Genomic DNA, 25236 nt, shown 5'->3' with positions numbered 1-25236 from the left:
AGGCCCGGCATGCCGACGCCCCTGACCCCCGACGAGAGCGAATATCTGGAAATCTGGCGGCGGCGTCCATCCTATTTCGTCGTCTCGCCCTACAAGACGGCGACCACGACGGTCGGCCGCGCGCTTGCCGATCTGGGTGCGGGGCGCGCGGTCATGCCCTATTGCGCCGCGCTGCCCCGCGCACGCCGCGATGCCTTCGCCCGGTGGGAGGCGCGGATGGCGGGTTTCGACGACGCCGCGGCCTTCCTCGCGTCCCGGGGCGCGGAGGTGCGGCGCAGGTTCGCCCGCGTCGCCCTGCTGATGACGCCGTTCGACATCTTCGCCGATGCGCCTTTCGGCCACGGACAGGTCCACCCGGTGCTGATCCGTGCCTTGGCGCCACGGGCGCGGTTCATCTGGGTCGATCGCCCGCTGCAGGACTGGCTGGAGAGCGTCCGCCATTGGGAGGAGACGCATCCCGAGACCTATCCAGGCTGTCGCCAATGGCGGACGCGGCCCGACACCCGCATCGCACAGGTGACCGCGCGCCGCGACCGGGCTTGGCGCAACTTCCGCGCCGCGGCGGACGCCTTCCCCGAGGATTGCCTGGAACTGCGGATGGAGGAGTTGCGCGACCATGGGCGGCTCGCGGCCTTTTGCGGGGTGCGCGATCCGGGGCGGCCGATACGGCCGCGGAACGTCAGCCGGCGCGCCTGAAGGCAAGACGGGCGGCCCCGCCGGGAGCCGCCCGCCAATCGGGTCGCGCGAGGCTCGGTCAGCGCCAGAGCGAGACGCAGGGGATCTTGGTGCGGTCGCAGCGGTCGGCGTATTTCGCGGCGATGTCGCGCACCTCCTCCATCACGCCGTCCGACAGCTTGATCGGGTCGAGGCCCAGACCCAGGAACCTGTCATTGGCCACGTGCAGGTCGTTCTCGTCGGCCTCGTTCCGGGGATTCTCAAGATAGGCGATCTCGGCGTCCATCCGGTCGGCGATCATCTTGGCGAGGTCGCGGACGCGGTGGGTCTCGGTCATCTGGTTGAGGATGTTCACCCGCTCGCCCTTCTGCGGCTGGTTCTCGAGCGCCAGTTCGATGCAGCGGCAGGTGTCCTGGATGTGGATGAAGGCGCGGGTCTGGCCGCCGGTGCCGTGGACGGTCATCGGATAGTCGACCGCGGCCTGCATGATGAACCGGTTCAGGACCGTGCCGTAGTCGCCGTCATAGTCGAAGCGGTTGATGAGCCGTTCGTCGCGGCGCGTCTCCTCGGTCTGGGTCCCCCAGACGATGCCCTGGTGCAGGTCGGTGATCCGCACCTGATCGTTCTTGTTGTAGAAGTGGAAGAACAGCTGATCCTGGCTCTTGGTCATGTGGTAGATCGAGCCGGGGTTCGTCGGGTACAGGATCTCCTGCTCGCTTTCGCCGGCCGGCGTGTCGATGCGTACCTTCAGGTAGCCCTCGGGGATCTGCATGCCCGCCGTGCCGTAGCCGTAGACGCCCATCGTGCCGAGATGGACCAGGTGAATGTCGAGGCCCGATTCAACGATCGCGGCCAGCACGTCGTTGGTGGCGTTCAGGTTGTTCGACACGGTGTAACGCTTGTGCGCGGCGGACTTCATCGAATAGGGCGCGGCGCGCTGCTCGGCGAAATGCACGACGGCGTCGGGCTGCTCCTCCTGGAACAGGGTCAGAAGGCGGTGATAGTGCTGGCCCACGGTAAAGTTGTGGAACTTGATCTCGTTGCCCGTCATCTCCTTCCAGACGCGCAGCCGTTCGCCGATGGGCCGGATCGGCGTCAGGCTCTCGACCTCTAGCTCCAGGTCGATCTCGCGGCGCGACAGGTTGTCGACGATCGTGACGTCGTGCCCGCGTGCGGAGAGATACAGCGCGTTCGGCCAGCCGCAGAACCCGTCCCCGCCCAGAATGATGACCTTCATCGTGCTGCTTCCTCTTCGAATCGACCTATGGATTGCGGGGCTATATCGTCGCAAAACCCGGACATGGCAAACGACCTCCGCGACTCCCCGCCCAAGCGGAAATTCGCCGTTTGCAACCCGACCGCCCCATCCGTAGGTATCCGCCGCATCGGACGGCCCCGGGGGCGGTCCGCAGGCAATTCTGGTGATCCGGTCCTATGAAGAACTCCTCCTCCCTCGTCCTCGTTGGCGGCCTCGGCTTCGTCGGGCGCAACATCCTCGAAGCGATCGGGACGGAGGCCGGGTTCGCCGACCTTGCGCCGTCGGTGATCGACGACCTGTCGAACCCGGCACCGGGGCATGACGCGCTGGATCTGCCGATGCATCTGGGCGGCTACCAGTCCGAAGGCGCGATCGACTTCCTGGAGGGGATGGAGGCGGGTCCGGCCGGACGCACCTTCGTGTTCCTCGCCGGCGAGACGCGGGTGGCCGAAAGCAAGGACCGCCCTCTCGACTTCATCGAGGCCAACATCGCCGACCCGTCGCGTTTCGTGATGCAGGCCGTGCGGCCCGGCGACCGGTTCATCCTCGTCTCGACTGCCGGCGCGCTGTTCGACGGCACGTTCGAAGTGTCGGTCGACAGCCCCTATTGCCCCAAGAACTTCTATGGCGCGACCAAGGCCGCCGAGGAGATGATCCTGGAGAAGCTGGTCGCGCTGCGCGGCGGCACGTTCCGCGTCGTGCGCCTGACCAACGTGTTCGGGCGCTATTCCGACAACAAGAAGAGCGCGATCCATGCCTTCACCCGCGCCGCCATCGAGGGGCGGCAGGTGTTCGTCAACGGCGACGGCGGTCAGAGCCGCGACTTCATCTATGCCGGCGATGTCGGCCGCGGCATCGCCACGCTGGCGCGCAAGCTGGCCGCGGGCGAGGAGACGGACCCGGTCAACATGCTGGGCAGCGGGCGGTCGACCTCGCTGATGGACGTGATCGCGGCGGTCGAGAAGGCCGCAGGCAAGCCCCTGGCCTACGAGAAGGTCCCGGCCGAGGACCTGTTGGCCACCGAGCCCCGGGACGTCATCGCCAACCCGCGCGACGTGCGCGTCCTGCTGGGCGACGGGGTGACCGATCTGGAACGCGGCATCGCCGAGACGCACGCCTACTATGCCCGCTGACCGCGCGTCGCATGTCCATATCGTCGGCGCGGGCTTTTCGGGCGCCGTGCTCGCACGCGAACTGGCCGAGGCGGGGCATCGCGCCACGGTGGTCGACGCCCGGCCCCATGTCGCCGGCAATTGCCACACCGAGCGCGATGCGGACACGGGGGTTCTGGTCCACCGCTACGGGCCGCACATCTTCCACACCGGCGATGCCGAGGTTTGGGACTACGTCAACCGTTTCGGCAGGTTCCGTCCGTTCCGGCACCGGGTTCAGACCACGGCGCAGGGGGCGGTCTATTCGCTGCCGATCAACCTGCTGACGATCAACCAGTTCTTCGGCACGACTTTCCGTCCCGAGGAGGCGCGGGCCTTCGTCGCCGAACAGGCGGACCGCACGATCACCGATCCGAAATCCTTCGAGGAGCAGGCCCTGGCGATGGTGGGGCCCGATCTCTACGAGGCGTTCTTCAAGGGCTATACCGAGAAGCAGTGGGGCTGTTCGCCGCGCGAGCTGCCGGCCTCGATCCTCAAGCGGTTGCCGCTTCGGTTCAGCTATGACGACAGCTATTTCGCCCATCCCTGGCAGGGCATGCCCGAGGACGGATATACCGCCGTCGTGCAGGCCATGCTCGACCACCCCGGCATCGGCCTGAGGCTGAACCAGCCGCACGCGCCCGGGGACACCGGGCCGGGCGATCACCTGTTCTGGTCGGGGCCGCTCGACGCGTGGTTCGACCATGCGCATGGGCGGCTGGGATACCGGACCCTCGATTTCGAGGATTTCACGGCCCAGGGCGACTGGCAGGGGACGCCGGTGATGAACTACGGTGATGCCGACGTGCCGCAGACCCGCATCACCGAACACAAGCACTTCGCCCCGTGGGAGGAACACGCCGCCACGATCTGCTCGCGCGAGACGTCGCGGGACTGCGGGCCGGACGACATCCCCTACTACCCCATCCGCCAGGTGCACGAGAAGGCGATGCTGCGCGACTACGTCTCCCTGGCCGAGGGCGTGCGCGGCGTGACCTTCATGGGGCGCCTGGGCACCTATCGCTATCTCGACATGGATGTCTGCATCCGGGAGGCGCTGGACACCGCGCGCGCCTATCTCGATGCACATGCGGCAGGGCGTTCGTTGCCGCCTTTCCTGCGGTCACCGCTCTGACCGAGGGGCGCCGATCCGGGCTCTGGGCCGTGGTGGTCACATTCGACCGCCGCGATCAGCTGGCAAGGACGCTGCGGCGTCTGCTCGACGCGGATCCGGCGCATCTGGACGGCGTGCTGGTGGTCGACAACGCCTCTACCGACGGCACGGCGGACTGGCTCGCCGCCCAAGACGATCCGCGCCTGGAGGTGCTGACGCTGCCGTCCAATGTCGGCGGGGCCGGTGGGTTCGAGGCGGGGTTGCGCCATGCGATGGCACGGACCGACGCCGAATGGTTCTGCCTGATGGATGACGACGCCCGGCCGCGGCCCGATGCCCTGGCCCGCTTCGCCGCGCGGGATCGCGGCGACCGCATCGCCTGGTTCGCGGCGGTGGTCTATCCCGACGGCACGATCTGCGAGATGAACCGCCCCCTTCTGGACCCGTTCCGGGACTGGGGCCGCATCCTGCGCACCCTGCTGCGCGGGCGCGAGACGTTCCATGCCGGCCCCGAGGCCTATGACGCCGGGGCCCCCCGCGACATCGACGGCGGGTCCTTCGTCGGCGCGTTCCTGTCGCGCCGCGCGGTCGAGGTCGCGGGCTATCCCGACGGAAGGCTGTTCATCTATGGCGATGACACGATCTATTCGCTGGCGCTCGGGCGTCGTGCCGGCCCGCTCGGGTTCGATCCGGACGTGGTGTTCGAGCATGACTGCGCCACGGCGATCGTGGGTGCGCGACGCATCGCGCCGCTCTGGAAGGTGTTCTACCTCTATCGAAACCGGGCGTTCGTCTATCGGCTGACGGCCGGGCGCGTGGCCGGCACGGCGATCTTCCTCGCGTTCGGGGCGATCTGGCTGGCGCGGGCGCGGCATTACGGATCGGACCGGCGCGCCTATCTGAAGCTCTGGCGCGCGGCGATGCGCGACGGGCTCGCGGGGCGGCGCGACCGCGACCACGCGGCCGTCCGCGCCCTCCTTACTTCTCCAGCACCTTCGCGTTGAACCGGCGCATCAGCAGCAGCCCGAAGAACAGCAACCCCAACGTCACCACGGCCAGGAAGACCGGCGAGACGAATTGCGGGTCGTAGGTCGGGTAGAACCCAGCCCGCATCGCCGCCGTCAGGTGAATGAGGGGGTTCCACCACAGCACGTCCTGCGCGACGCGGGGCAGTTCCTCGAACAGGTAGATGATGCCCGAGGCCAGGAAGAGCGGTCGCGTCGCGATGTTCCAGATCGTCTTCCAGATCGGGAAATAGGCGGCGATGACCGCGTTGACCATCGCCATTCCCGCCCCCAGCGCCACGATCGTGGCGTAGACCGCGATCACGATGGCCATGTCGATCCGCGTGTGGATGTCCTGCAGGATGATGATCCCGCCCAGCAGCAGGGTCGCAATCAGGACGCCCGTCAGCGTGTTGAGCACGATCCGCGCCGCGACCGCGTCGAGCCAGGACACCACCGGATAGACCAGCAGGTTGCGCGAGTAGGTCAGCGCCGAGGAGACGGTCAGCTGGACCCGACTGAACAGGTTGAAGGGCAGGAAGGCCGTCGCGTAGAACAGCAGGAAGCTGTCGCCTAAGGACGGCTGGCGCAGCAGCAGCGAGAAGCCGAACGCCAGCAACACGATCATGCCCAGCGGCTCCAGTATGGCCCAGACATAGCCGCCGGGCGAGCGGCCGTAGCGGGCCTGCATCTCGCGCAGCGTCAGCGCGACCGTGGACCGCACGCGGCTGCCGTTGCGCGGAACCTGGAACCTCGGCGTCTGCGCCGGTCTTATGGTCTCTGTGTCGCGCACGGCCTCCCTCGCGGAACTGGCAATCTGCGCCCAAGCTATTTAAGAAATCCACAGGAACTGCAATCGCGCGCCGGGGATCTTCCGTCGCGCGTCCCGGCAAGCGAGCACCCGATCCCCATGTCAGACCGCGCCCCTTCCGACACCCCGCCGGAGACGTTGCCCCCCGCGGCCGAGACCCCGCCCGCCACGGACACGCCCGAGACCGAGGAGGAGCGCGCCGAGCGCCTGGCCCGCAAGGCCCGGCAGGCAAAGCGGCGCGAGAACAACAAGAACGGCGGCAAGAAGGGCGGCGGCAAGCCGAAGCCGCCCCCGGTGGAGGTCGGACCCGTCGCCGCGCCGGCAAGCGTCCGCAGGCGCCATTGGGGCGTGATCGCGAGTTTCATCCTGGTGGTGCTGCTGCCGCTGGCGTTGACGGGCGGGTATCTCTGGACGATGGCGCGCGATCAATACGCGTCCACCGCCGGCTTCACCGTCCGGCAGGAGGAGGGCGGCGCCGCGACCGAACTGCTGGGCGGGTTCGCCGCACAGCTGTCGGGCGGCGCGGCCAGTTCGGACGCGGCGATCCTCTATGAGTACATCCAGAGCCAGGCGATGGTTCAGGCCATCGACGAGCAGATCGACCTGGTGACGCATTATTCGCAATACTGGGAGGAGGATCCCGTCTTTTCGATCTGGCCCGGCCCCTCGATCGAGGAGTTGCTGTGGTACTGGTCGCGCGTCGTCGACGTCGCCTACGACCAGACCAGCGGCCAGGTGGAGCTGCGGGTTCAGGCCTTCGATCCCGTCACCGCGACCGAGATCGCCGAGGCGATCCTGCGCGAGAGCCAGGACCTCGTGAACGATCTGAACGCCACCGCCCGCGACGATGCCAGCCGCTTCGCGCGGCAGGACCTGGAGGAGGCGCTGGAACGGCTGAAGACCGCCCGCGAGGCCTTGACCCTGTTCCGCACCCGCACCCAGATCGTCGACCCCGAGACAGACCTGCAGGGCCGGATGGCGGTCGTGAACACGTTGCAGGCGCAGCTGGCGCAGGCACTCGTCGATCTCGACATCCTGCTGGAGCGGACGAACGCCTCGGACCCGCGCGCGGTGCAGGCGCAGCGCCAGATCGACGTCATCCGCGAGCGCATCCGCCAGGAACGCTCCGCCGTCGCCGCCGGCCAGTCCGACGTCGATGGCGACGACTATCCGTCGCTGCTGGCCGAATACGAAGGGTTGGTGGTCGACCGCGAATTCGCAGAGGAGAGCTATCGCGCGGCGCTGACCGCACTCGACATTTCGCGCACGAACGCGACGCGGCAGACGCGCTACCTAGCGACCTATATCAGCCCCACCCACCCGCAATCGGCCGGCTATCCGCGCCGCGGCATCATCTTCGGCCTGACGGGGCTGTTCCTGCTGCTGGGCTGGTCGATCCTGGTGCTGATCTACTACTCGATCCGCGACAGCCGCTGAGGGTTCGGCCGGTGCTGCGTCTCGAGAACCTCTCCAAGAGTTTCTGGCTCAAGGGCGAGAAGCGGACGGTCATCTCGGACCTGACGCTGACGCTGCCGACGGGGCGGTCGCTGGCGCTCCTGGGGCGAAACGGGGCCGGCAAGTCGACGCTGCTGGAGTTGATCGCCGGCGTGCAGCGCCCCGATTCCGGCCGGGTGATCTCGACCGGCGCGGTCTCCTGGCCCGTCGGGTTCGGCGGGTCCTTCAACCCGCAGATGACCGGCGCGCAGAACACGGCCTTCGTCGCGCGGGTCTACGGTGTCGATACCGAAAGCCTCAAGGCGTTCGTCCTCGACTTTTCGGAGCTGGGGCGGCAGTTCGACGCGCCGGTCAAGACCTATTCCTCGGGGATGCGGGCGCGGCTGGGGTTCGGGCTGTCGATGGGCATCCGTTTCGACACCTACCTGGTCGATGAGGTCACCGCCGTTGGCGACGCCAGCTTCAACCGCAAGAGCAAGGCCGTCTTCCGAGAGCGGATTCGCAACGCCAGCGCCATCATGGTCAGCCATCAGATGGAGAAGCTGCGCGACTACTGCGACGCGGCCCTGGTGCTGACCGGAGGCAAGCTGGAATTCTACGACAAGCTGGAGGACGGCGTGGCCCGTCACAGGGAACTGCTGGCCTGAGTCCGCGCAGTCGAGGGCGGCGATGCCCGCACGGTCGAGACAAGATGTCGTAAAATCAGACGGATGCGTCACAGGTCCGTCCAAATAGTGCCGCCGGCCGGCTGAACCGGCGACCTAGATCCGATCCGACCCAAGCGGCGCGGACCGGAGGATGACGCTTACATTCATAGGCATGACGCTGCCCGCGCATGACGACCGGTTCGCCACGCTGTCGGACCTGGACCTCGTGCATGTGGACGGCCAGGCGATCTTGTTCGCCACCGACCCGAACGGGCGGATCTTCGGTCATGCGATCGCCGCGGACGGGGAACTGGTGGCGCTGAACGACCGCGGCGTGGGCATGGACCGGACCGCCGGCACAAGTGTCGCCACGACCGTGCAGACGACGGCGGAAGGGGTGGAACTGCTCGTCGGCGGCCGCCGCGACGGGGCCGCGACGCTGACGATCGGGTCCGACGGCCGGCTCGACATCGCGCAGGATCTGCCTTCGGGCGCTCCCGCCGCCGTCGACGTCTCGGTGGCCGTTGAGATCGACGACGGCTTGCTGGTCACGCGTGCCGCGGGCGGGGCCGGGCTGGCGCTCTCGGCCGGTGGCGCGGGCCTGGCCGATCCGATCGCCGTGGCGGGCACCGGGCCGCAGGACGGCGCGCGCGGCGTAGCGGACCTGGCCCATGCTAACATCGGCGGTCGTCAGATCGTCTTCGCCGCCGCGCAGGGGGACGGCTATTCGCAGGCAGATTCCGGTGTCAGCAGCTGGACCGCGGATGCGGGCGGCCTGCGCCCCGCCGATATCGTCGCCACGCTCGACGGGGTCGGCTTCATGGTGCCGACGTCGATTGCCACCGCGACGGTCGCGGGCGAGACCTGGCTCATCCTCGCCTCCGCCCAGGGCGCGTCCGGCGGGTTGAGCGTGATGCATGTCGACCCCGAGGGGCAGATGCTGCCCGTCGATCACGTGAACGACACGCGCGACACCCGGTTCGGCGGGGCGCGGGCCGTCGAGACGCTGAACCGCGACGGCGTCGTTTATGTCGCGGCGGGGGGCACGGATGGCGGGATCAGCCTGTTCGTGCTGATGCCCGACGGCAAGCTCGTCCTGATCGACAGCTTCGAGGATACGTTGACCGCCGGGCTGGCCGACGTCACGGCCATCGCGATGGAGTTCCGCGACGGCGCGATCCAGATCTACGTCACGTCCGAGAGCGAGGTCGGGATCACCCATCTGCGGCACGCCCCCGGCAAGGCGGGCCGCACCCTGCGCGCCGAGGACGACGGCCCGGTCCGCCTTTCGGGGACGTCGGGGCTGGACCTGATCGCGGGCGGCGCGGGTAGTGACACGCTCGACGGGGGCGGACGTGACGACATCCTGTCGGACGGGGCCGGCGCGGATCGCATGACCGGCGGCTGGGGCCATGACACCTTCGTGCTGGCATCGGACCGAACGGCGGATGTCATCACCGATTTCAACCCCAGGCACGACCGCCTGGACCTGGGCGCCTGGCCCTTCCTCTACGACGTGAACAGCCTGTCGATCCTGTCCACCGCCGATGGTGCCCGCATCGAATGGCGGGGCGAGGTTCTGACGCTGATCGCCCTGGACCTCGCCCCGATCCCGCCCGAGGAGGTCCGCGCGGCGATCCTGCGCGGACCGAACCGGACGTTCCGCGCCCCCGACATGACGCTGACCGGCGGGGCAGAGGATGACGCGCTGCAGGGTTCGTGGGGGCGCGACGTGTTGCAGGGGCATGGCGGCGGCGACGTCCTGGAAGGGGGCGACGCGCCCGACCTCCTGCTCGGCGGGGATGGCCGGGACACGCTGGCGGGCGAGAACGGCAACGACACGTTGATGGGCGAGGCCGGGTCCGACCTCCTTCTCGGCGGGCGCGGCCATGACTTGCTCGAGGGGGGCGCGGATACAGACACGCTCAGGGGCGACGCCGGGAACGACACCTTGCTGGGCGGGGCCGGCGACGACGACCTGGACGGCGATACCGGCGACGACGAACTGGACGGGGGCGCGGGATGGGACCGTCTGGCCGGAGGCGACGGGGGCGATACGCTTTTGGGGGCCGCGGGTGACGACACCCTGACCGGTGATCGCGGCGCAGACCGGCTGGACGGCGGGGACGGCGCCGATCACCTGTCCGGCGGACGCGATGCAGACACGCTTCTGGGTGGCGACGGGGATGACAGCCTGTTCGCGGGCGCGGGCGCGGACCGTCTCGCGGGCGGGGCCGGCGTGGATCGTCTGGTCGGTGGGGAGGGGGACGACCGGCTGGATGGCGGATCGGAGGACGACCATCTTTCGGGCGAGCAGGGCGATGACTGGATCGGTGCGGGGCGTGGGGACGACACGCTTTTCGCCGGCGGCGGAATGGATACGCTGGCCGGCGGGCGCGGGGCGGACCTGCTTGTCGGTGGTGGCGGATCGGACGAACTGAGCGGCAACAATTCTGCGGACCATCTCTCCGGCGGCGGCGGCAGTGACCGGCTGTTCGGCGGACGCGGCGCCGATACCCTGTGGGGCGGCGATGGCGGCGACGTCGCCGAAGGGGGTCGGGGCGATGACCGCATCCTGGGCGAGGCCGGGGCCGACCGGGCCGCGGGGGGAAATGGCGGCGACCATCTTTCGGGCGGCGGCGGCGGCGACCATCTCTCGGGCGGGGCCGGTCGCGACACGATCGCGGGCGACTACGGCGCCGACACCCTGCTGGGAGAGGATGATGCGGACGAACTTCTGGGTGGCGCGGGGCAGGACCGACTCGACGGGGGAAGTGGCGATGACGGTCTGAGCGGCGGCGGGGGGCGTGACACGCTGATCGGTGGTCACGGGGGCGACCGGCTCGACGGCGGGCGGGGGAACGACGTGCTTCGCGGCGGCGACGGGGCCGATGTCTTCGTCTTCCGCGCGAGTGCGGGTCGGGACCGTGTCGAGGATTTCCGCTTGGGCGCGGACCGCATCCTGCTGGACCGGGCGCTCGTCGGCGATGCCGAAACCGGCGCGCAGATCGTGGCCCGCTACGCGCGCGAGACGGCCGAAGGGGTCCTGCTGGACCTGCCGGGCGACGACGCGATCCTTCTGCACGATATGACCGGCCTGACCGGCCTGGCCGAGGCGATCGACATTATGTGAGGGCGACGTCGTGATCCGCCGTCGCCCGTGCATAACGGTCGTCGAACCGGACGATGTCGTCCTCGTCCAGAAACGCGCCGGTCTGCACTTCGATCAGTTCGACGGGTTCGGTGCCGGGGTTTTCCAGCCGGTGCACGGTGCCGACGGGGATGAAGACCGACTCGTTTTCGGTCACGCGCCGGACGTCCGGCCCGATGGTCGCCCGCGCGACGCCGGCGACGACCACCCAGTGTTCGGCGCGGTGCAGGTGCTTCTGCAGGCTGAGGAGGCCGCCGGGATTGACGACGATGCGCTTGACCAGAAAGCCGTCGCCGCGGATCAGCGTCTCGAAATGGCCCCAGGGGCGATGCACCTTGGGAAAGCTGTCGGCCTGCGCCATGTTGGCGTTGCGCATCGCGCGGACCACCTGGCCCAGTTCGCCGACGCGGCCCCGGTCGGCCACGAGCACCGCGTCGGGCATCGCGATCGCGACCACGTTGTCGAGGCCGAGGCCGATGAGGCGCTGCCCCCCCTCCTCGGCACGCAAAAGGGTGTCGCGGCAGTCGAAACTCTCGGCCGGACCCTGCCGGACGACGCCCTGCGCGTCTGTTTCGGCATGTCGATAGATCGCCTCCCACCCGCCGAGGTCGGACCAGGCACAGGGCAGGCGCACGACGTCGAGGTTCCGCGCTGCCTCCATGACCGCGTAGTCGACCGACAGGTCGGGGCAGGCCCGCCAGGACCGGCGGTCGAGGCGCAGGAATCCCAGATCGGGCCGCGCCGCCTCGACGGCCGCCGTGACCGCGGCGAACAGGTCCGGGGCGTGTTCGGCGAATGCCTCGATCAGCGTCCGCGCATGGGCGAGGAACAGGCCCGCGTTCCACAGATGGCCATTGTCTACCATCCGCCGCGCATCCGCTTCGCAGGGTTTCTCGACGAAGCGGCGAAGCGGCATCACGGGCGCCGCATCTCCGCCCGGTTCCAGATAGCCATAGCCGGTTTCCGGCCGATCGGGTTCGGCCCCGAAGGTGACGATCCTGCCGCGCAGGGCTGCGTCCCGGCCGCGCGCCACCGCGTCGCGGAAGGCCGCGGGATCCGCGATCGCATGGTCCGCCGGCGCGGCGAGCAGCAGGGCCGCGGGGTCCGCGCGCGCCGCCACGAGGGCTGCGGCCAGAAGGGCCGGACCGGTATTGCGCGCGTCGGGTTCGATCAGGATGGGGCCGGGGTCGATCCCGACCTCGGCCAACTGCTGCGTGACGGTGAAGCGGAAGTCCGAATGGGTCACGATCAGAGGCGGTGCGAACCCCGGCGCGGACATGCGTTGCGCCGTCTGCTGGAACAGGCTTTCCTGCCCCGTCAGGGCCGCGAACTGCTTGGGGTGGCTGCGGCGCGACACGGGCCACAGCCGCGTGCCCGATCCCCCGCAAAGGATCACCGGGATGATTTCCTGTGTCATCTCACCTGTCCCGCCCGTTCCGTCCGGCCTGGTTTCGGGACCGCACCCGGCGTTATTGCGCGGCCTTGGTTAATCGAACCTTAACGGCGCGCGCTTGCCGGGCCGCTTCCGGCTGGCTATCGATCGTGCAGCGACGGGGGCGGCATGACGACACGCAAGGGCATCATCCTGGCCGGGGGATCGGGGACGCGGCTCTATCCGGTGACTGCCGGCGTGTCCAAGCAGCTGCTGCCGGTCTATGACAAGCCGATGGTCTACTACCCGATCTCGGTACTGATGCTGACGGGCATCCGCGAAATCCTGATGATCACCACCCCCGAGGATCGCGCCCAGTTCCGGCGGACGCTGGGCGATGGCAGCCGGTGGGGCATCCGGCTGTCCTATGTCGAACAGCCCTCGCCCGACGGGCTGGCGCAAGCCTATCTGCTGGCGCGCGACTGGCTGGATGGGGCCGCCTCGGCCATGGTGCTGGGCGATAACGTGTTCTTCGGTCACGGCTTGCCCGAGATCCTGCGTGCGGCGGATGCGCGCGGGGCCGGCGGCACGGTCTTCGGCTATCAGGTCTCCGATCCCGAACGCTATGGCGTGGTGGATTTCGACGCCTCGGGGCAGGCCCGCAGGATCGTGGAGAAGCCGGCCGACCCGCCGTCGAGCTATGCCGTGACCGGGCTCTATTTCCTCGACGGGACGGCGCCGGACCGCGCCCGCGCCATCACGCCGTCGGAGCGGGGCGAGCTGGAGATCACCTCGCTGTTGCAGATGTATCTCGACGATGGTGCCCTGGCGGTCGAGCGGATGGGGCGCGGCTATGCCTGGCTGGATACCGGAACGCATGAAAGCCTGCTGGACGCGGGCAACTTCGTGCGCACGCTGGAGCGGCGGCAGGGGTTGCAGACGGGTTGCCTGGAGGAAATCGCGTTCCAGGCCGGCTGGATCGGGCGCGAGGCCCTGCTGGCCGAGGCCGACAGATATGCCAAGAACCGCTACGGCAGCTATCTGCGCCGGGTGGCCGAGGGCTGAACGCCCGCGCGGCCCCGATCAGCGACCCAGACGTGCCAACAGGGTCTGGCGGTCGACCGTGCCCACGACCTCGCCGTCGCGTTCCACCGGGATGGGGCCGTCGCGCGTGGCGCAAAGGCGGATCAGGTCGCGGACCGGCATGGCCGCCGGGATCGCGGTGCCTGTGCCCGTGCCGGGGACCATGGCGTCGGCCGCCGTCAGCACGCCCAGCGGGTTCATGTGGGCGACGAAATCCGCGACGTAATCGTCGGCGGGGCTGTTGAAGATGTCGGCCGGCGTGCCGCACTGGATGATGCGCCCGCCTTCCATGATGGCGATGCGGCCGCCCAGCTTGAACGCCTCGTCGAGGTCGTGGCTTACGAAGATGATGGTGCGCCGAAGCCGGTCCTGAAGCTCCAACAGCTCGTCCTGCAGGCGGGTCCGGATCAGCGGATCGAGCGCGCTGAACGGCTCGTCCATCAGCAGGATCGGCGCATCGGTGGCGAAGGCGCGCGCGAGGCCCACGCGCTGCTGCATGCCGCCCGACAATTCGCCCACCTTGCGATCGGCCCAGTCCGACAGGCCGACGAGGTCCAGCTGCCGGTCCACCGCCTCGCGCCGGGCGGCGGCCGATTGGCCCGCCAGCTCCAGCCCCAGGCCGACATTGTGCCGAACGTCCCGCCAGGGCAGCAGGCCGAATTGCTGGAACACCATCGCCACGCGGCCCTGCCGCAGCCGCCGCAGGTCGCGGGGCCGTGCATTCGTGACCGAGACCATCCCCTCGCCATCGTCGATCCGCACCTCGCCGCGGACGACGGGGTTCAGCGCGTTCACGGCCCGCAGCAGCGTCGACTTGCCGGAGCCGGACAGGCCCATCAGCACCAGGATCTCGCCCTGCTCCACGGTCAGCGAGCAATCGTGGACGCCCAGCACCTGCCCCGTCGCCTCCTGCACCTCGGCGCGGGTGCGGCCCTCGTCCATCAGCGGCAGCGCGGTCTCGGGCCGTTCGCCGAAGACGATGGAGACGCGGTCGAACTCGACGGCGGGGCGCGTCATTCGGAAACCTCCGGCGTGAATCGCAGGATGCCGGCGCGACCCGACGGGCCGTCGGACGGATGGTTGATCCCGTCGTTCACGATCACTTCGGGAAGGAACGGCGTGTACCCGTCGAGGCAGGCGAGGTTCACGCCGATCTCGCCCGGATCGGAGCGGCGCCGGTGATGCGTGTAGATGCCGCAGGTCTTGCAGAACCAGTGTTCCGCGACCTTCGTGCCGAACTGGTACAGTGTCAGGTTATCGGCCCCCGTCAGGTAGGTGATACCGTCCAGCGGCGCCGAGATCGCGACCGCCCCCCGGCGCGCGCAGAGTGAACAGTCGCAGCGCCGCGCCGTCGCGACCCCGTCGGTCGGCCGCACCTCGAACGTGACGGTTCCGCAATGGCAGCGTCCGCGCATCATTTCCGTTCCATCCGCAGCATCCGGTCGAGCATGATGGCCACGACGACGATGATGAAGCCGCTCTCGAACCCCAGGCTGGTGTTGACCTGGTTCAGCGCGCGCACGACCGGCACGCCCAGCCCGTCGGCGCCCACCAGGGCCGCGATCACCACCATCGACAGCGACAGCATGATCGTCTGGTTCAGACCGGTCATGATCTGCGGCAGCGCATAGGGCAGTTCCACCTTCCAGAGCGTCTGGCGCGGGGTGGCGCCGAAGGCCTCCGCCGCCTCGGTCAGGGCGGCCGGGGTGGAGGAGATGCCCAGATGCGTCAGGCGGATCGGGGCGGGAAGCACGAAGATCACGGTGGCGATCAGGCCGGGCACCATTCCGATGCCGAAGAAGACGATGGCCGGGATCAGGTAGACGAAGGTGGGCAGCGTCTGCATCAGGTCCAGCACGGGCCGCATCCAGGCATAGAGGCGGGGCCGGTGCGCCGCGGCGATGCCGATGGGCACGCCGATCGCCATGCAGACCACGCAGGCCGACAGCACGAGCGTCAGGCTCTCGGTCGCCTCCTCCCAGTAGTCCTGGTTGAGGACGAAGAGGAACCCCAGGGCCACGAACAGGCAGACCTTCCAGGACCTCTGCAGCATCCAGGTGACCGCGACGAAGACGGCGATCACGATCAGGGGGTGCGGCGTCTGCATGAGCCAGAGTATGGCGTCGATCATCGCCTCCATGACCAGGGCGAGGCCGTCGAAGAAGGGCTGCCCGACCCGTTCCAGCCATTCGAACACGTCGGCGGCGCGGTCGCCCACCGGGATCTTGTTTTCGGTCAGCCAGTCCATGTCACGCGGCCTTTCGCCCCGGCCGTGCCGCCCGGGTGGGGTTTCCCGCAATCGGGCGGATGGGGCCGGAATGGTAGGATGACCCACCGGCGACCGGGATTCCAGCCGCCGCACGCCGATTGTCATTTCCAATCAAGAGCGAGTGTTTCCCATGAACAAGGTCGATTTCATTCATCAGTATCGCAGCAACGCGCGCCACGTCGAACTGGCGCAGGAAGGCGACGAGGATCTCGGCGCGCTGAAACTCCTGCCCGGCACGTGGAAGAACGAGGACGGCTTCGAGGGGCGCGGCTGGAACATGATCGCGCTTCCCTTCGCCAGCGAAGGGCCGCTCGACTACCGCGTCCTCGTCAACCAGTACAACGAGGAGCTGAAGTTCACGCTCGTGGACAAGGGTGTGCCGAACCGCGGCATCGAGCGCGGCAGTCCCAGCGTCAATACCGACCAGCTCATCGTCACGCTCGACTACGAGCAGATGATCAAGCAGATCGCGGCCGACGATCGCCCCGAAAGCGATCTGGAAGGCGGGCCGGACCTCGCGATCCATCACGAACCGGGCCTGTTCCTCAACATGACGAACCTGACCACCGGCGATATCGAGGTGGCGCGCCTGGCGACGGTGCCGCATGGCAACGTGGCGCTTGCCCTCGGCAACGTGCGGGTCATCGACGGGCCGCCGACGATCCCGGCGGTGAACGGCCTGCCGGTGGGCGCGCCGCAGGACCTCGATCATCCGTACCTGTCGCCCTACAAGTTCTTCGCCGACAACCCGTTCAAGGGCGTCATCGAGGACGCGGGCTTTCCGGGTTTCGATCCGGTGGCGCCGAACGGACTTCTGAACTTCCTGCCGCCGAATGTGGCGCGGACGACGATCCTCGATTTCGACACGACGCGCGAGAAGGCGGGGATCCACAACATCCCGTTCATCGAGCGGCAGGCCGACGCCACGGCGATGCGCTCGACCTTCTGGATCATGGAGATTGCCGACAGCGATGAGTTGATCCTCGCCTACAGCCAAATCGTCATGCTCGATTTCTTCGGGCGGCGCGACGGCTTTCCGGGGCTCATCCGCTGGCCGCATGTCTCCATCAACATGATGAAGAAGGTCGCGGCCCCGGATCGCACCAAGGCCGAGATGCCGGCGGTCTGAATCGGGCGCGGGCGCGTGCCGGACCCGCCTGCACGCGCCCGCAGCCATCGCGGCGGACTGCGTCACTGCAGCGCGGCGTTCACCGCTTCCATCGCGTCGCCGCCATCGACGGTGGTCACGCCGTCCAGCCAGCCGTCGAGCGCATCCGCGTTGGCGGCGAGCCAGTCCCGGGCGGCCTCCTCGGGATCGGCGCCGTCGTTCAGGATCGCGCCCATGATCTCGTTCTCCATCGACAGGCTGAACTCCAGGTTCTCGAGGAGTTGGCCGACATTAGGACATTCCGCGACATAGCCCGCGCGCGTATTGGTGTAGACGGTGGCGCCGCCCAGATCGGGGCCGAAGAAATCGTCACCGCCCTGCAGGTAGCCCATGTCGAAATTGGCGTTCATCGGATGCGGCTCCCACCCCAGGAACACGATCGGCTCGTCGCGCTTGGACAGGCGGTCGACCTGGGCCAGCATCCCCTGTTCGGAGCTTTCGACGACCTCGAAATCCGACAGGCCGAAGGCGTCCTCGTCGATCATCGATTGGATCAGGCGGTTGCCGTCGTTGCCGGGCTCGATCCCGTAGATCTTCCTGTCCAGCGCCTCGGCCTGGCTGGCGATGTCGGCGAAGCTCTCGATGCCGAGCTCCTGCGCGGCCTTGTTGACGGCGAGCGTGTACTTGGCGCCTTCCAGGTTGGCGCGCACGGTGTCGACGGTGCCTGCCTCACGGTAAGGGGCGATGTCGGCTTCCATCGTCGGCATCCAGTTGCCGAGGAAGACGTCGATGTCGCCTTCGGCCATCGAGGTGTAGGTGATCGGCACGGACAGCACCTTGACGTCGGTCTCGTAGCCCAGCGCGTCGAGGATGACGGTCGTCGCCGCCGTGGTCGCGGTGATGTCGGTCCAGCCAACGTCGGCGAAAGTCACCTCCTCGCAGGCGGCCGAGGCCAGGCCCGCGGTCATCGCCAGTGCGGATGCGGCGGTCAGGATGGTCTTCATGGCGTATCTCTCCCGATGTTGACGTTCCCCGCCTTGGGGATTTTGCCCCGCTTTGGGGATTTTTATTGATTGACGGATCAATTAAGACAGGCCATCCGCCAAGTTGCAACCGAGATGGACTTTGCTGTGCCCCGCATCGGAATGGAACCCCAGCGTCGCGACGCCCTGGTGCGCGCCACGATCGCCGAGATCGCGAATGCCGGAACGCTCGACATCACGGTCGCGCGGATCGCCAGGCGCGCCGGCATGTCGCCCGCGCTGGCGCATCACTATTTCGGGTCGAAGGATCAGATGTTGCTGGCCGCGATGCGTCATGTGCTGGCGACGTTCGGCGCCGAGGCGCGCGGCGCGCTCGCCATGGCCACCGGACCGCACGAACGGCTGACGGCCATCGTGCGCGCCTGCTTCACCCCGTCGAACTTCCGCGACGAGGTGGTGGCCGCCTGGCTCAATTTCTATGTCCAGGCGCAGAGGGAGGGCGGGACGCGGCGCCTTCTGCATATCTATCACGCGCGTCTGCGGTCGAACCTGCTGCATGCGTTGCGGTCGCTGTCCGATGACCCGGATGCGCTGGCCGAGGGAATCGGCGCCATGATCGACGGCCTCTATGTCCGGCAGGCGCTGCGCCGCGAGGGCCTGTCGTCCGAGGCGTCGACCGCGCTCGTCCTCGACTACATCGAAATGGGGCTTCGCCGATGACCAGGCCGAACATCCTGATCCTGATGGTGGACCAGCTGAACGGGACGTTGTTCCCCGACGGCCCCGCCGACTGGCTGCATGCACCGAACCTCAAGCGGCTGGCCGAACGGTCGCGCCGGTTCGCCAATTGCTACACCGCGTCGCCGCTTTGCGCGCCGGGGCGGGCCAGCTTCATGTCGGGGCTGCTGCCAAGCCGCACGCGGGTCTACGACAACGCGGCTGAGTTCGCCTCCGACATCCCGACCTATGCCCATCACCTGCGCCGCGCGGGGTGGCAGACCTGCCTTTCCGGCAAGATGCATTTCGTCGGCCCCGATCAGCTCCATGGCTTCGAGGAGCGGCTGACGACCGACATCTACCCGGCCGATTTCGGCTGGACGCCCGACTACCGTAAGCCGGGCGAGCGGATCGAGTGGTGGTATCACAACATGGGCTCGGTCACCGGCTCGGGCATGGCCGAGATCACCAACCAGATGGAATACGACGACGAGGTCTGCCACCACGCGAAGATGAAGCTCTACGACTATGCGCGCGGCCACGACCCGCGCCCTTGGTGCCTGACCGCGAGCTTCACCCATCCGCACGACCCCTACGTCGCGCGACGCGAGTTCTGGGACCTCTATGAGGACTGCGCGCATCTGATGCCCGAAGTGGGCGAGATGCCTTATGAGGATCACGATCCGCATTCCCGGCGCATCCTGGACGCCAACGACCGCGGCAACTTCGACGTGACCGAAGAAGACATCCGCCGTTCGCGCCGCGCCTATTTCGCCAATATCAGCTATCTCGACGGCAAGATCGGCGAGATCCTGAAGGTGCTGGAGGATACCCGGCAGGAGGCAATCGTCCTGTTCGTCAGCGACCACGGCGACATGCTGGGCGAGCGGGGGCTGTGGTACAAGATGTCCTTCCTCGAGGGCTCCGCCCGCGTGCCGATGATGATCGCCGCGCCGGGGATCGCGCCGGGGCTGGACACCACGCCCGTCAGCAACATCGACGTCTGCCCGACCCTCTGCGACCTGGCCGGCGTGGACATGTCGGAGGTGGAGCCCTGGACGACGGGCGAGTCCCTCGTGCCCCTGGGGCAGGGCGGCACGCGCGGGACGCCGGTGGCGATGGAATACGCCGCCGAGGGGTCCTATGCCCCGCTGGTCGCGCTTCGGCAGGGGCGGTGGAAATACACGCGCTGCGCGCTCGACCCCGAACTGCTGTTCGACCTCGAGGCGGACCCGCACGAGCTGTCGAACCTCGCCGCCGACCCGGCCCATGCCGACACGCTGGCCCGGTTCCGGGCCGAGGCGGAGCTTCGCTGGGACCTCGACCGGTTCGACGCCGAGGTGCGCGAGAGCCAGGCCCGCCGATGGATCGTCTACGAGGCGCTGCGCCAGGGCGGCTACTACCCCTGGGACTGGCAGCCGATGCGCGTGGCGTCCGAGCGTTACATGCGAAACCACATGGATCTGAACGTGGTGGAAGAGGCGCAGCGCGCGCCCAAGGACTGAACCGCGAAGCGGGGGCCAGCCCCCGCACCCCCGAGGTATTTCCGGCCAGAGGAAGACGAGATGACCAGACCCGATGCAAGGCCCGAGGCCAGCCATTTCATCGACGGCGAATATGTCGAGGACGGGACCGGCGCGCCGATCCCGGTGATCTATCCCGCGACGGGTGAGACGATCGCCACCGTCCATGCCGCCACGCCCGATGTGATCGAACGCGCGCTTGCCTCCGCCGCGCGGGCGCAGGGGGCTTGGGCCGCGACCGATCCGACGGAGCGGGGTCGCGTGCTGCGCCGGGCCGCCGACATGATCCGCGCGCGGAACCGCGAGCTTTCCGTCCTGGAGACGATGGACACGGGCAAGCCGCTTCAGGAGACGCTGGTGGCCGACGCGACGTCGGGGGCCGATGCGCTCGAGTATTTCGGCGGGCTGGCGGCCGATCTGACCGGGACGACGATGCAGTTCGGCGGCGACTGGGCCTATACGATCCGCCGTCCGCTGGGCGTCTGCGTGGGCATCGGGGCGTGGAACTATCCGACGCAGATCGCCTGCTGGAAAGGGGCGCCCGCGCTCGCCACCGGCAATGCGATGGTGTTCAAGCCGTCCGAGACGACGCCCCTCTGCGCTTTGAAGGTCGCCGAGATCCTGCACGAGGCGGGGCTGCCTGCGGGCCTGTTCAACGTGGTGCAGGGCGCGGGCGAGGTGGGTGCCGCGCTGACCGGTGACGCGCGCGTGGCCAAGGTCTCGTTGACCGGGTCGGTGCCGACGGGGCGCCGCGTCTATGCCGCCGCGGCCGCGCGGATGAAGCAGGTCACGATGGAGTTGGGCGGCAAGTCGCCCCTGATCGTGTTCGCGGATGCCGATCTGGACGATGCCGTGTCGGGTGCGATCAACGCGAACTTCTATTCGTCCGGTCAGGTCTGCTCCAACGGCACGCGGGTCTTCGTGCATGCGGACGTGGAAGCCGGTTTCCTGGCCCGTCTGACCGAACGCCTGAAGGATGCGCGGATCGGCGATCCGCTGGACGAGGCGACGAATTTCGGGCCGATGACGACAGAGGCGCAGATGGAGATCGTGCTGCGCCATCTCGACACCGCGCGATCCGAGGGGGCGCGCGTCGCGGCGGGCGGCCATCGGATCGACCGCGAGGGGTTCTGGATCGCGCCCACGGTCCTGACCGACCTGACCGACGCGATGACCTGCGTCCGCGAGGAGATTTTCGGCCCCGTCATGTCCGTCCTGACCTTCACGGACGAGGAGGAGGCGATCGCCCGCGCCAATGCCACCGAGTTCGGCCTGTCGGCGGGTCTGTTCACCCGCGACCTGGCGCGCGCGCATCGGGTGGTGGCGCAGTTGCGCGCGGGGACCTGCTGGATCAACCAGTACAACCTGACGCCGCCCGGGATGCCCTTCGGCGGGTCGCGGCAATCCGGCATCGGGCGGGAGAACGCGCGGGTCGCGATGGACCACTTCACCGAAGTCCAGACGGTCTATGTCGGCATGGGCCCGGTCGAGGCCGCGTTCTGATGCCATCGCTGATCGCGGATTACGTCGTCGTGGGTGCCGGCAGTGCCGGCTGCGCCATCGCCTATCGGCTGGCCGAGGCGGGGAAATCCGTTCTGGTGGTCGAGTATGGCGGCACCGATGCGGGGCCGCTGATCCAGATGCCGGGCGCGCTCTCGTTCCCCATGAACATGCCGCGCTACGACTGGGGCTACCGGACGGAGCCGGAGCCGCATCTGGGCGGGCGTGTCCTGGCCACGCCGCGGGGCAAGGTGCTGGGCGGGTCGAGCAGCATCAACGGCATGGTCTATGTGCGCGGCCATGCGCGCGACTACGATCACTGGGCCGAGGCCGGGGCGGATGGCTGGGCGTTCGCCGACGTCCTGCCGTATTTCAAGCGGATGGAGACCTGGCACGATGGCGGCCATGGTGGCGATCCGGTCTGGCGCGGCAGCGACGGGCCGCTGCACGTGTCGCGGGGGATGCGGGCGAACCCGCTCTACGATGCGTTCGTTCAGGCCGGGCGGCAGGCCGGGTACGCGGTCACCGACGACTACAACGGCGCGCAGCAGGAGGGGTTCGGCCCGATGGAGCAGACGGTCTGGAAGGGCCGTCGCTGGTCGGCCGCGAACGCCTATCTGAGGCCCGCGCGGGCGACGGGCCGGTGCCATATCGCCAAGGGTTTGGCCGCCCGGATCGCATTCGCCGACGGACGCGCGACCGGTATCCAACTGGCCGACGGGCGTTTGGTCGCGGCACGGGCGGAGGTGGTCGTGGCGGCCAGCTCGATCAATTCGCCGAAGCTTCTGATGCTGTCGGGGATCGGGCCCGGGGCGCATCTGCGCGAACACGGGATCGAGGTGCGCGCGGATCGGCCGGGGGTCGGGGCGAACCTGCAGGACCATCTGGAGATGTACGTGCAGATGGCCGCGTCGCAGCCGGTGACGTTGTTCCGGTACTGGAACCTGCCCGGCAAGGCTTGGGTCGGGGCGCGGTGGCTGTTCACGCGGACGGGGCCGGGGGCCAGCAACAACTTCGAGAGCGCGGCCTTCGTGCGTTCGGCGGCCGGCGTCGAATATCCCGATATCCAATACCATTTCCTGCCGCTGGCGGTGCGCTACGACGGGCAGGTCGCGGCCGAGGGGCATGGGTTCCAGGCGCATGTCGGGCCGATGCGATCGAAGTCGCGAGGGGACGTCACGCTGCGCTCGGCCGATCCGTCGGAGGCGCCGCGGATCCGGTTCAACTATATGAGCCATCCGGACGATTGGACGGAGTTCCGGACCTGCATCCGGTTGACGCGGGAGATCTTCGCGCAGGAGGCGTTCGCGCCCTTCCGGCGGCACGAGATTCAGCCGGGCGAACATCTGCAAACGGACGCGGATCTGGACGAGGCGATCCGGCAACATGCCGAATCCGCGTATCATCCTTGCGGCACCTGCCGGATGGGGGCGGTGGACGACCCGGGTGCGGTGGTCGACCCGGAAGGGCGGGTGATCGGGGTCCGCGGGCTGCGCGTGGCGGACAGTTCGATCTTTCCGCGCATCACCAACGGCAACCTGAACGGGCCGTCGATCATGGTGGGGGAAAAGATGTCGGACCACATCCTGAACCGGTCCCTGCCCCGGGAGGAGGCCGACCCCTGGATCCACCCGGCCTGGGCCACGACGCAGAGGTAACAGGAGACGATCCGGAGGAAGCGCCGCTGCCGGAAAGGGTCGGTCCATCTGCGGCTGGAGGGGGACGTGATCAGGTTCTTCCGCTGGATGCGGTCGGGCGACGGGCCGCGGATGAACGACGTGCGGCGCTGCTTCATGCCGCTGCCCTCGGTGAACCGATCCAGGGCGAGGACCTTACGGAAGAACACCGCGTGGACCGAATGCGCGAACCCCGCCCCCTTCACGCAGGCGCCGGCGCGACGCCGGGAAGGGATGGGGCGGGATGCGGATGACGAGTGAGGGAGGGTGTGGAAGCGGCCCGAAGCGGACAGTGCTCGTCAGTGCAGCCTCTCCGAGTTGGACATCCCGTCGGGTCGCGATGAGGGCGCCGTGATTTGCGACATCCCTTCAAACAAGGTCAGGCATCAAATGTCTCTCGGTGAGTCCGGAATGGTGGCTTAGACGTCCGGTTTTGGAGAGCCCGACCAACCTTGTCTTGATAAGATTAAGGGAAGGGAGGTGATCGATGCGCTATTCCGGCTTCAGAGTTATCAAGGAAGCTCTGACGGGCCACCGTGGCTGGGGGCCTGCGTGGCGTGATGCCGCGCCCAGGGCACGGTACGACGTCGTTGTCGTCGGTGGTGGCGGACACGGGCTGGCGACGGCGCATTTTCTGGCCAGCAGATACGGCCAGGCTTCGATCGCGGTCGTCGAAAAGGGCTGGATCGGCGGCGGGAACGTGGGACGCAACACGACGATCATCCGCTCGAACTACCTGCTAGATGGCAACGAGCCGTTCTACGAGATGTCGTTGAAGCTCTGGGAAGGACTGGAACAGGACATCAACTACAATGCCATGGTCAGCCAGCGTGGCATTCTGAACCTGATCCATTCCGATGCGCAGCGCGATGCCTACATCCGGCGCGGCAATGCCATGATCCTGCATGGGGCGGACGCCGAATTGTTGGACGCCGATGCCGTTCGTCGCGAGGCGCCGTTCCTCAACTTCGATGATGCGCGCTTTCCGATCAAAGGGGCGCTCGCGCAGCGCCGGGGTGGCACGGTGCGTCACGATGCCGTCGCCTGGGGTTATGCGCGGGCCGCCGACCAGCGGGGCGTCGACATAATCCAGAACTGCGAAGTCACCGGATTCCGCATCGAAGACGGGGCGGTCAGGGGCATCGAGACGACGCGCGGGTTCATCGGCGCCGGGAAGGTCGGCGTGGCGGTCGCGGGCAATTCCGGCCGCGTGATGAAGATGGCCGGGCTGCGGCTGCCGATCGAGAGCCACGTGCTCCAGGCTTTCGTGTCCGAGGGGCTAAAGCCGATCCTGCCCGGCGTCATCACGTTCGGCGCCGGCCACTTCTACGTCAGCCAGTCCGACAAGGGCGGGCTGGTGTTCGGTGGCGATATCGACGGCTACAACTCCTATGCACAGCGCGGCAACCTCGCGACCGTCGAGGACGTCTGCGAAGGCGGCATGGCCCTGATGCCGATGATCGGGCGGGCACGGCTCCTGCGGATGTGGGGCGGCGTGATGGACATGTCGATGGACGGCTCGCCCATCATCGACCGCACGCCTATCGACGGTCTCTATTTCAACGGGGGCTGGTGCTATGGCGGCTTCAAGGCGACGCCCGCGTCCGGCTTGGCCTTCGCACATTTGCTGGCGACCGACACCCCGCACGAAACGGCCACCGCCTACCGTCTGGACCGTTTCAGGACGGGGCACATGATCGATGAAAAAGGGATGGGCGCGCAGCCCAATCTGCATTGAG

The 25236-nt window shown here is 68.3% G+C and carries 22 protein-coding genes; 15 read left to right on the top strand and 7 right to left on the bottom strand.

Annotation, left to right across the window (positions count from 1 at the left end; all coding sequences use genetic code 11):
• Positions 1-9 precede the first annotated feature (9 nt).
• Positions 10-696: a sulfotransferase gene (locus MWU52_RS12220; protein WP_246952412.1), complete on the top strand. Its 687-nt coding sequence runs from the start codon at positions 10-12 to the stop codon at positions 694-696.
• A gap of 58 nt (positions 697-754) precedes the next feature.
• On the opposite strand, the gene MWU52_RS12215 is transcribed toward MWU52_RS12220, so the two are convergent.
• The gene (locus tag MWU52_RS12215) at positions 755-1912 is read right to left on the bottom strand and encodes an NAD-dependent epimerase/dehydratase family protein (protein ID WP_246952409.1); all 1158 of its coding nucleotides are present in this window, start codon (positions 1910-1912) and stop codon (positions 755-757) included.
• A 197-nt stretch (positions 1913-2109) separates the two neighbouring features.
• Between MWU52_RS12215 and MWU52_RS12210 the strand changes: the two genes are divergently transcribed.
• The 3 genes from MWU52_RS12210 to MWU52_RS12200 are packed head-to-tail and all read left to right on the top strand — an operon-like array spanning position 2110 to position 5202.
• Positions 2110-3066, top strand: a complete 957-nt coding sequence (locus tag MWU52_RS12210; protein WP_246952407.1) for an NAD-dependent epimerase/dehydratase family protein — start codon at positions 2110-2112, stop codon at positions 3064-3066.
• Positions 3056-4219, top strand: coding sequence for a UDP-galactopyranose mutase (locus tag MWU52_RS12205; RefSeq protein ID WP_246952405.1), 1164 nt, complete (start codon positions 3056-3058; stop codon positions 4217-4219). Before MWU52_RS12210 ends, MWU52_RS12205 begins: the two co-directional genes overlap by 11 nt.
• A gap of 29 nt (positions 4220-4248) precedes the next feature.
• Positions 4249-5202 carry a glycosyltransferase gene (locus tag MWU52_RS12200; RefSeq protein ID WP_246952403.1) on the top strand — a complete coding sequence of 318 codons (954 nt, stop codon included), beginning with the start codon at positions 4249-4251 and terminating at the stop codon, positions 5200-5202.
• Here the strand turns inward: MWU52_RS12200 and MWU52_RS12195 are convergent.
• A complete protein-coding gene (locus MWU52_RS12195) occupies positions 5177-5995 on the bottom strand; it encodes an ABC transporter permease (protein WP_246952402.1) in 819 nt (272 codons plus the stop codon). The genes MWU52_RS12200 and MWU52_RS12195 overlap by 26 nt on opposite strands.
• A gap of 117 nt (positions 5996-6112) precedes the next feature.
• Here MWU52_RS12195 and MWU52_RS12190 point away from each other — a divergent pair, with 117 nt between their 5' ends.
• The 3 genes from MWU52_RS12190 (at position 6113) to MWU52_RS12180 (ending at position 11248) form a co-directional block, all read left to right on the top strand.
• Positions 6113-7450: a sugar transporter gene (locus MWU52_RS12190; protein ID WP_246952400.1), complete on the top strand. Its 1338-nt coding sequence runs from the start codon at positions 6113-6115 to the stop codon at positions 7448-7450.
• A gap of 11 nt (positions 7451-7461) precedes the next feature.
• Positions 7462-8115: an ABC transporter ATP-binding protein gene (locus MWU52_RS12185; RefSeq protein ID WP_246952398.1), complete on the top strand. Its 654-nt coding sequence runs from the start codon at positions 7462-7464 to the stop codon at positions 8113-8115.
• 151 nt (positions 8116-8266) lie between these two features.
• Positions 8267-11248 carry a calcium-binding protein gene (locus tag MWU52_RS12180; RefSeq protein WP_246952396.1) on the top strand — a complete coding sequence of 994 codons (2982 nt, stop codon included), beginning with the start codon at positions 8267-8269 and terminating at the stop codon, positions 11246-11248.
• On the opposite strand, the gene MWU52_RS12175 is transcribed toward MWU52_RS12180, so the two are convergent.
• Entirely contained in the window at positions 11241-12683 is a 1443-nt protein-coding gene (locus MWU52_RS12175; protein ID WP_246952392.1) for a mannose-1-phosphate guanylyltransferase/mannose-6-phosphate isomerase, read from the bottom strand. The two genes, MWU52_RS12180 and MWU52_RS12175, sit on opposite strands and share 8 nt — an antisense overlap.
• Before the next feature lie 144 nt (positions 12684-12827).
• Here MWU52_RS12175 and rfbA point away from each other — a divergent pair, with 144 nt between their 5' ends.
• Entirely contained in the window at positions 12828-13703 is an 876-nt protein-coding gene (rfbA, locus tag MWU52_RS12170) for a glucose-1-phosphate thymidylyltransferase RfbA (RefSeq protein WP_246952390.1), read from the top strand.
• An 18-nt stretch (positions 13704-13721) separates the two neighbouring features.
• Here the strand turns inward: rfbA and choV are convergent, their stop codons facing one another.
• From choV to choW, 3 genes are read right to left on the bottom strand one after another with little or no spacing between them, the layout of a single operon-like run.
• Positions 13722-14738, bottom strand: a complete 1017-nt coding sequence (gene choV, locus MWU52_RS12165; protein WP_246952388.1) for a choline ABC transporter ATP-binding protein — start codon at positions 14736-14738, stop codon at positions 13722-13724.
• Positions 14735-15136, bottom strand: a complete 402-nt coding sequence (locus tag MWU52_RS12160) for a GFA family protein (protein ID WP_246952387.1) — start codon at positions 15134-15136, stop codon at positions 14735-14737. Before MWU52_RS12160 ends, choV begins: the two co-directional genes overlap by 4 nt.
• A complete protein-coding gene (choW, locus tag MWU52_RS12155) occupies positions 15136-15969 on the bottom strand; it encodes a choline ABC transporter permease subunit (protein ID WP_246952385.1) in 834 nt (277 codons plus the stop codon). Before choW ends, MWU52_RS12160 begins: the two co-directional genes overlap by 1 nt.
• Positions 15970-16120: 151 nt before the next feature.
• On the opposite strand from choW, the gene MWU52_RS12150 reads away from it, so the two are divergent.
• Positions 16121-17119, top strand: a complete 999-nt coding sequence (locus tag MWU52_RS12150) for a heme-binding protein (RefSeq protein WP_246952382.1) — start codon at positions 16121-16123, stop codon at positions 17117-17119.
• A 62-nt stretch (positions 17120-17181) separates the two neighbouring features.
• Here the strand turns inward: MWU52_RS12150 and MWU52_RS12145 are convergent, their stop codons facing one another.
• On the bottom strand, positions 17182-18102 hold the full coding sequence (locus tag MWU52_RS12145) for a choline ABC transporter substrate-binding protein (RefSeq protein ID WP_246952381.1): 921 nt from the start codon (positions 18100-18102) through the stop codon (positions 17182-17184).
• Between the two features lie 141 nt (positions 18103-18243).
• Between MWU52_RS12145 and betI the strand changes: the two genes are divergently transcribed.
• The 6 genes from betI (at position 18244) to MWU52_RS12115 (ending at position 25235) form a co-directional block, all read left to right on the top strand.
• The gene (gene betI, locus MWU52_RS12140) at positions 18244-18801 is read left to right on the top strand and encodes a transcriptional regulator BetI (RefSeq protein WP_246952379.1); all 558 of its coding nucleotides are present in this window, start codon (positions 18244-18246) and stop codon (positions 18799-18801) included.
• Entirely contained in the window at positions 18798-20303 is a 1506-nt protein-coding gene (gene betC / locus MWU52_RS12135) for a choline-sulfatase (RefSeq protein ID WP_246952377.1), read from the top strand. The genes betI and betC overlap by 4 nt, the downstream gene beginning before the upstream one ends.
• Positions 20304-20363: 60 nt before the next feature.
• The gene (betB, locus tag MWU52_RS12130) at positions 20364-21824 is read left to right on the top strand and encodes a betaine-aldehyde dehydrogenase (protein WP_246952375.1); all 1461 of its coding nucleotides are present in this window, start codon (positions 20364-20366) and stop codon (positions 21822-21824) included.
• A gap of 8 nt (positions 21825-21832) precedes the next feature.
• Positions 21833-23479, top strand: a complete 1647-nt coding sequence (betA, locus tag MWU52_RS12125; RefSeq protein ID WP_246952886.1) for a choline dehydrogenase — start codon at positions 21833-21835, stop codon at positions 23477-23479.
• A gap of 66 nt (positions 23480-23545) precedes the next feature.
• Positions 23546-23758 (top strand): hypothetical protein, encoded by a 213-nt coding sequence (locus tag MWU52_RS12120; RefSeq protein ID WP_246952373.1) that lies wholly within the window; start codon positions 23546-23548, stop codon positions 23756-23758.
• Positions 23759-23984: 226 nt separating this feature from the next.
• On the top strand, positions 23985-25235 hold the full coding sequence (locus tag MWU52_RS12115; RefSeq protein WP_246952372.1) for a sarcosine oxidase subunit beta family protein: 1251 nt from the start codon (positions 23985-23987) through the stop codon (positions 25233-25235).
• Position 25236 lies beyond the last annotated feature (1 nt).

Source organism: Jannaschia sp. S6380 (assembly GCF_023015695.1).
Taxonomy (GTDB): domain Bacteria; phylum Pseudomonadota; class Alphaproteobacteria; order Rhodobacterales; family Rhodobacteraceae; genus Jannaschia.
This window is presented reverse-complemented; position numbering and strand designations above follow the sequence as displayed.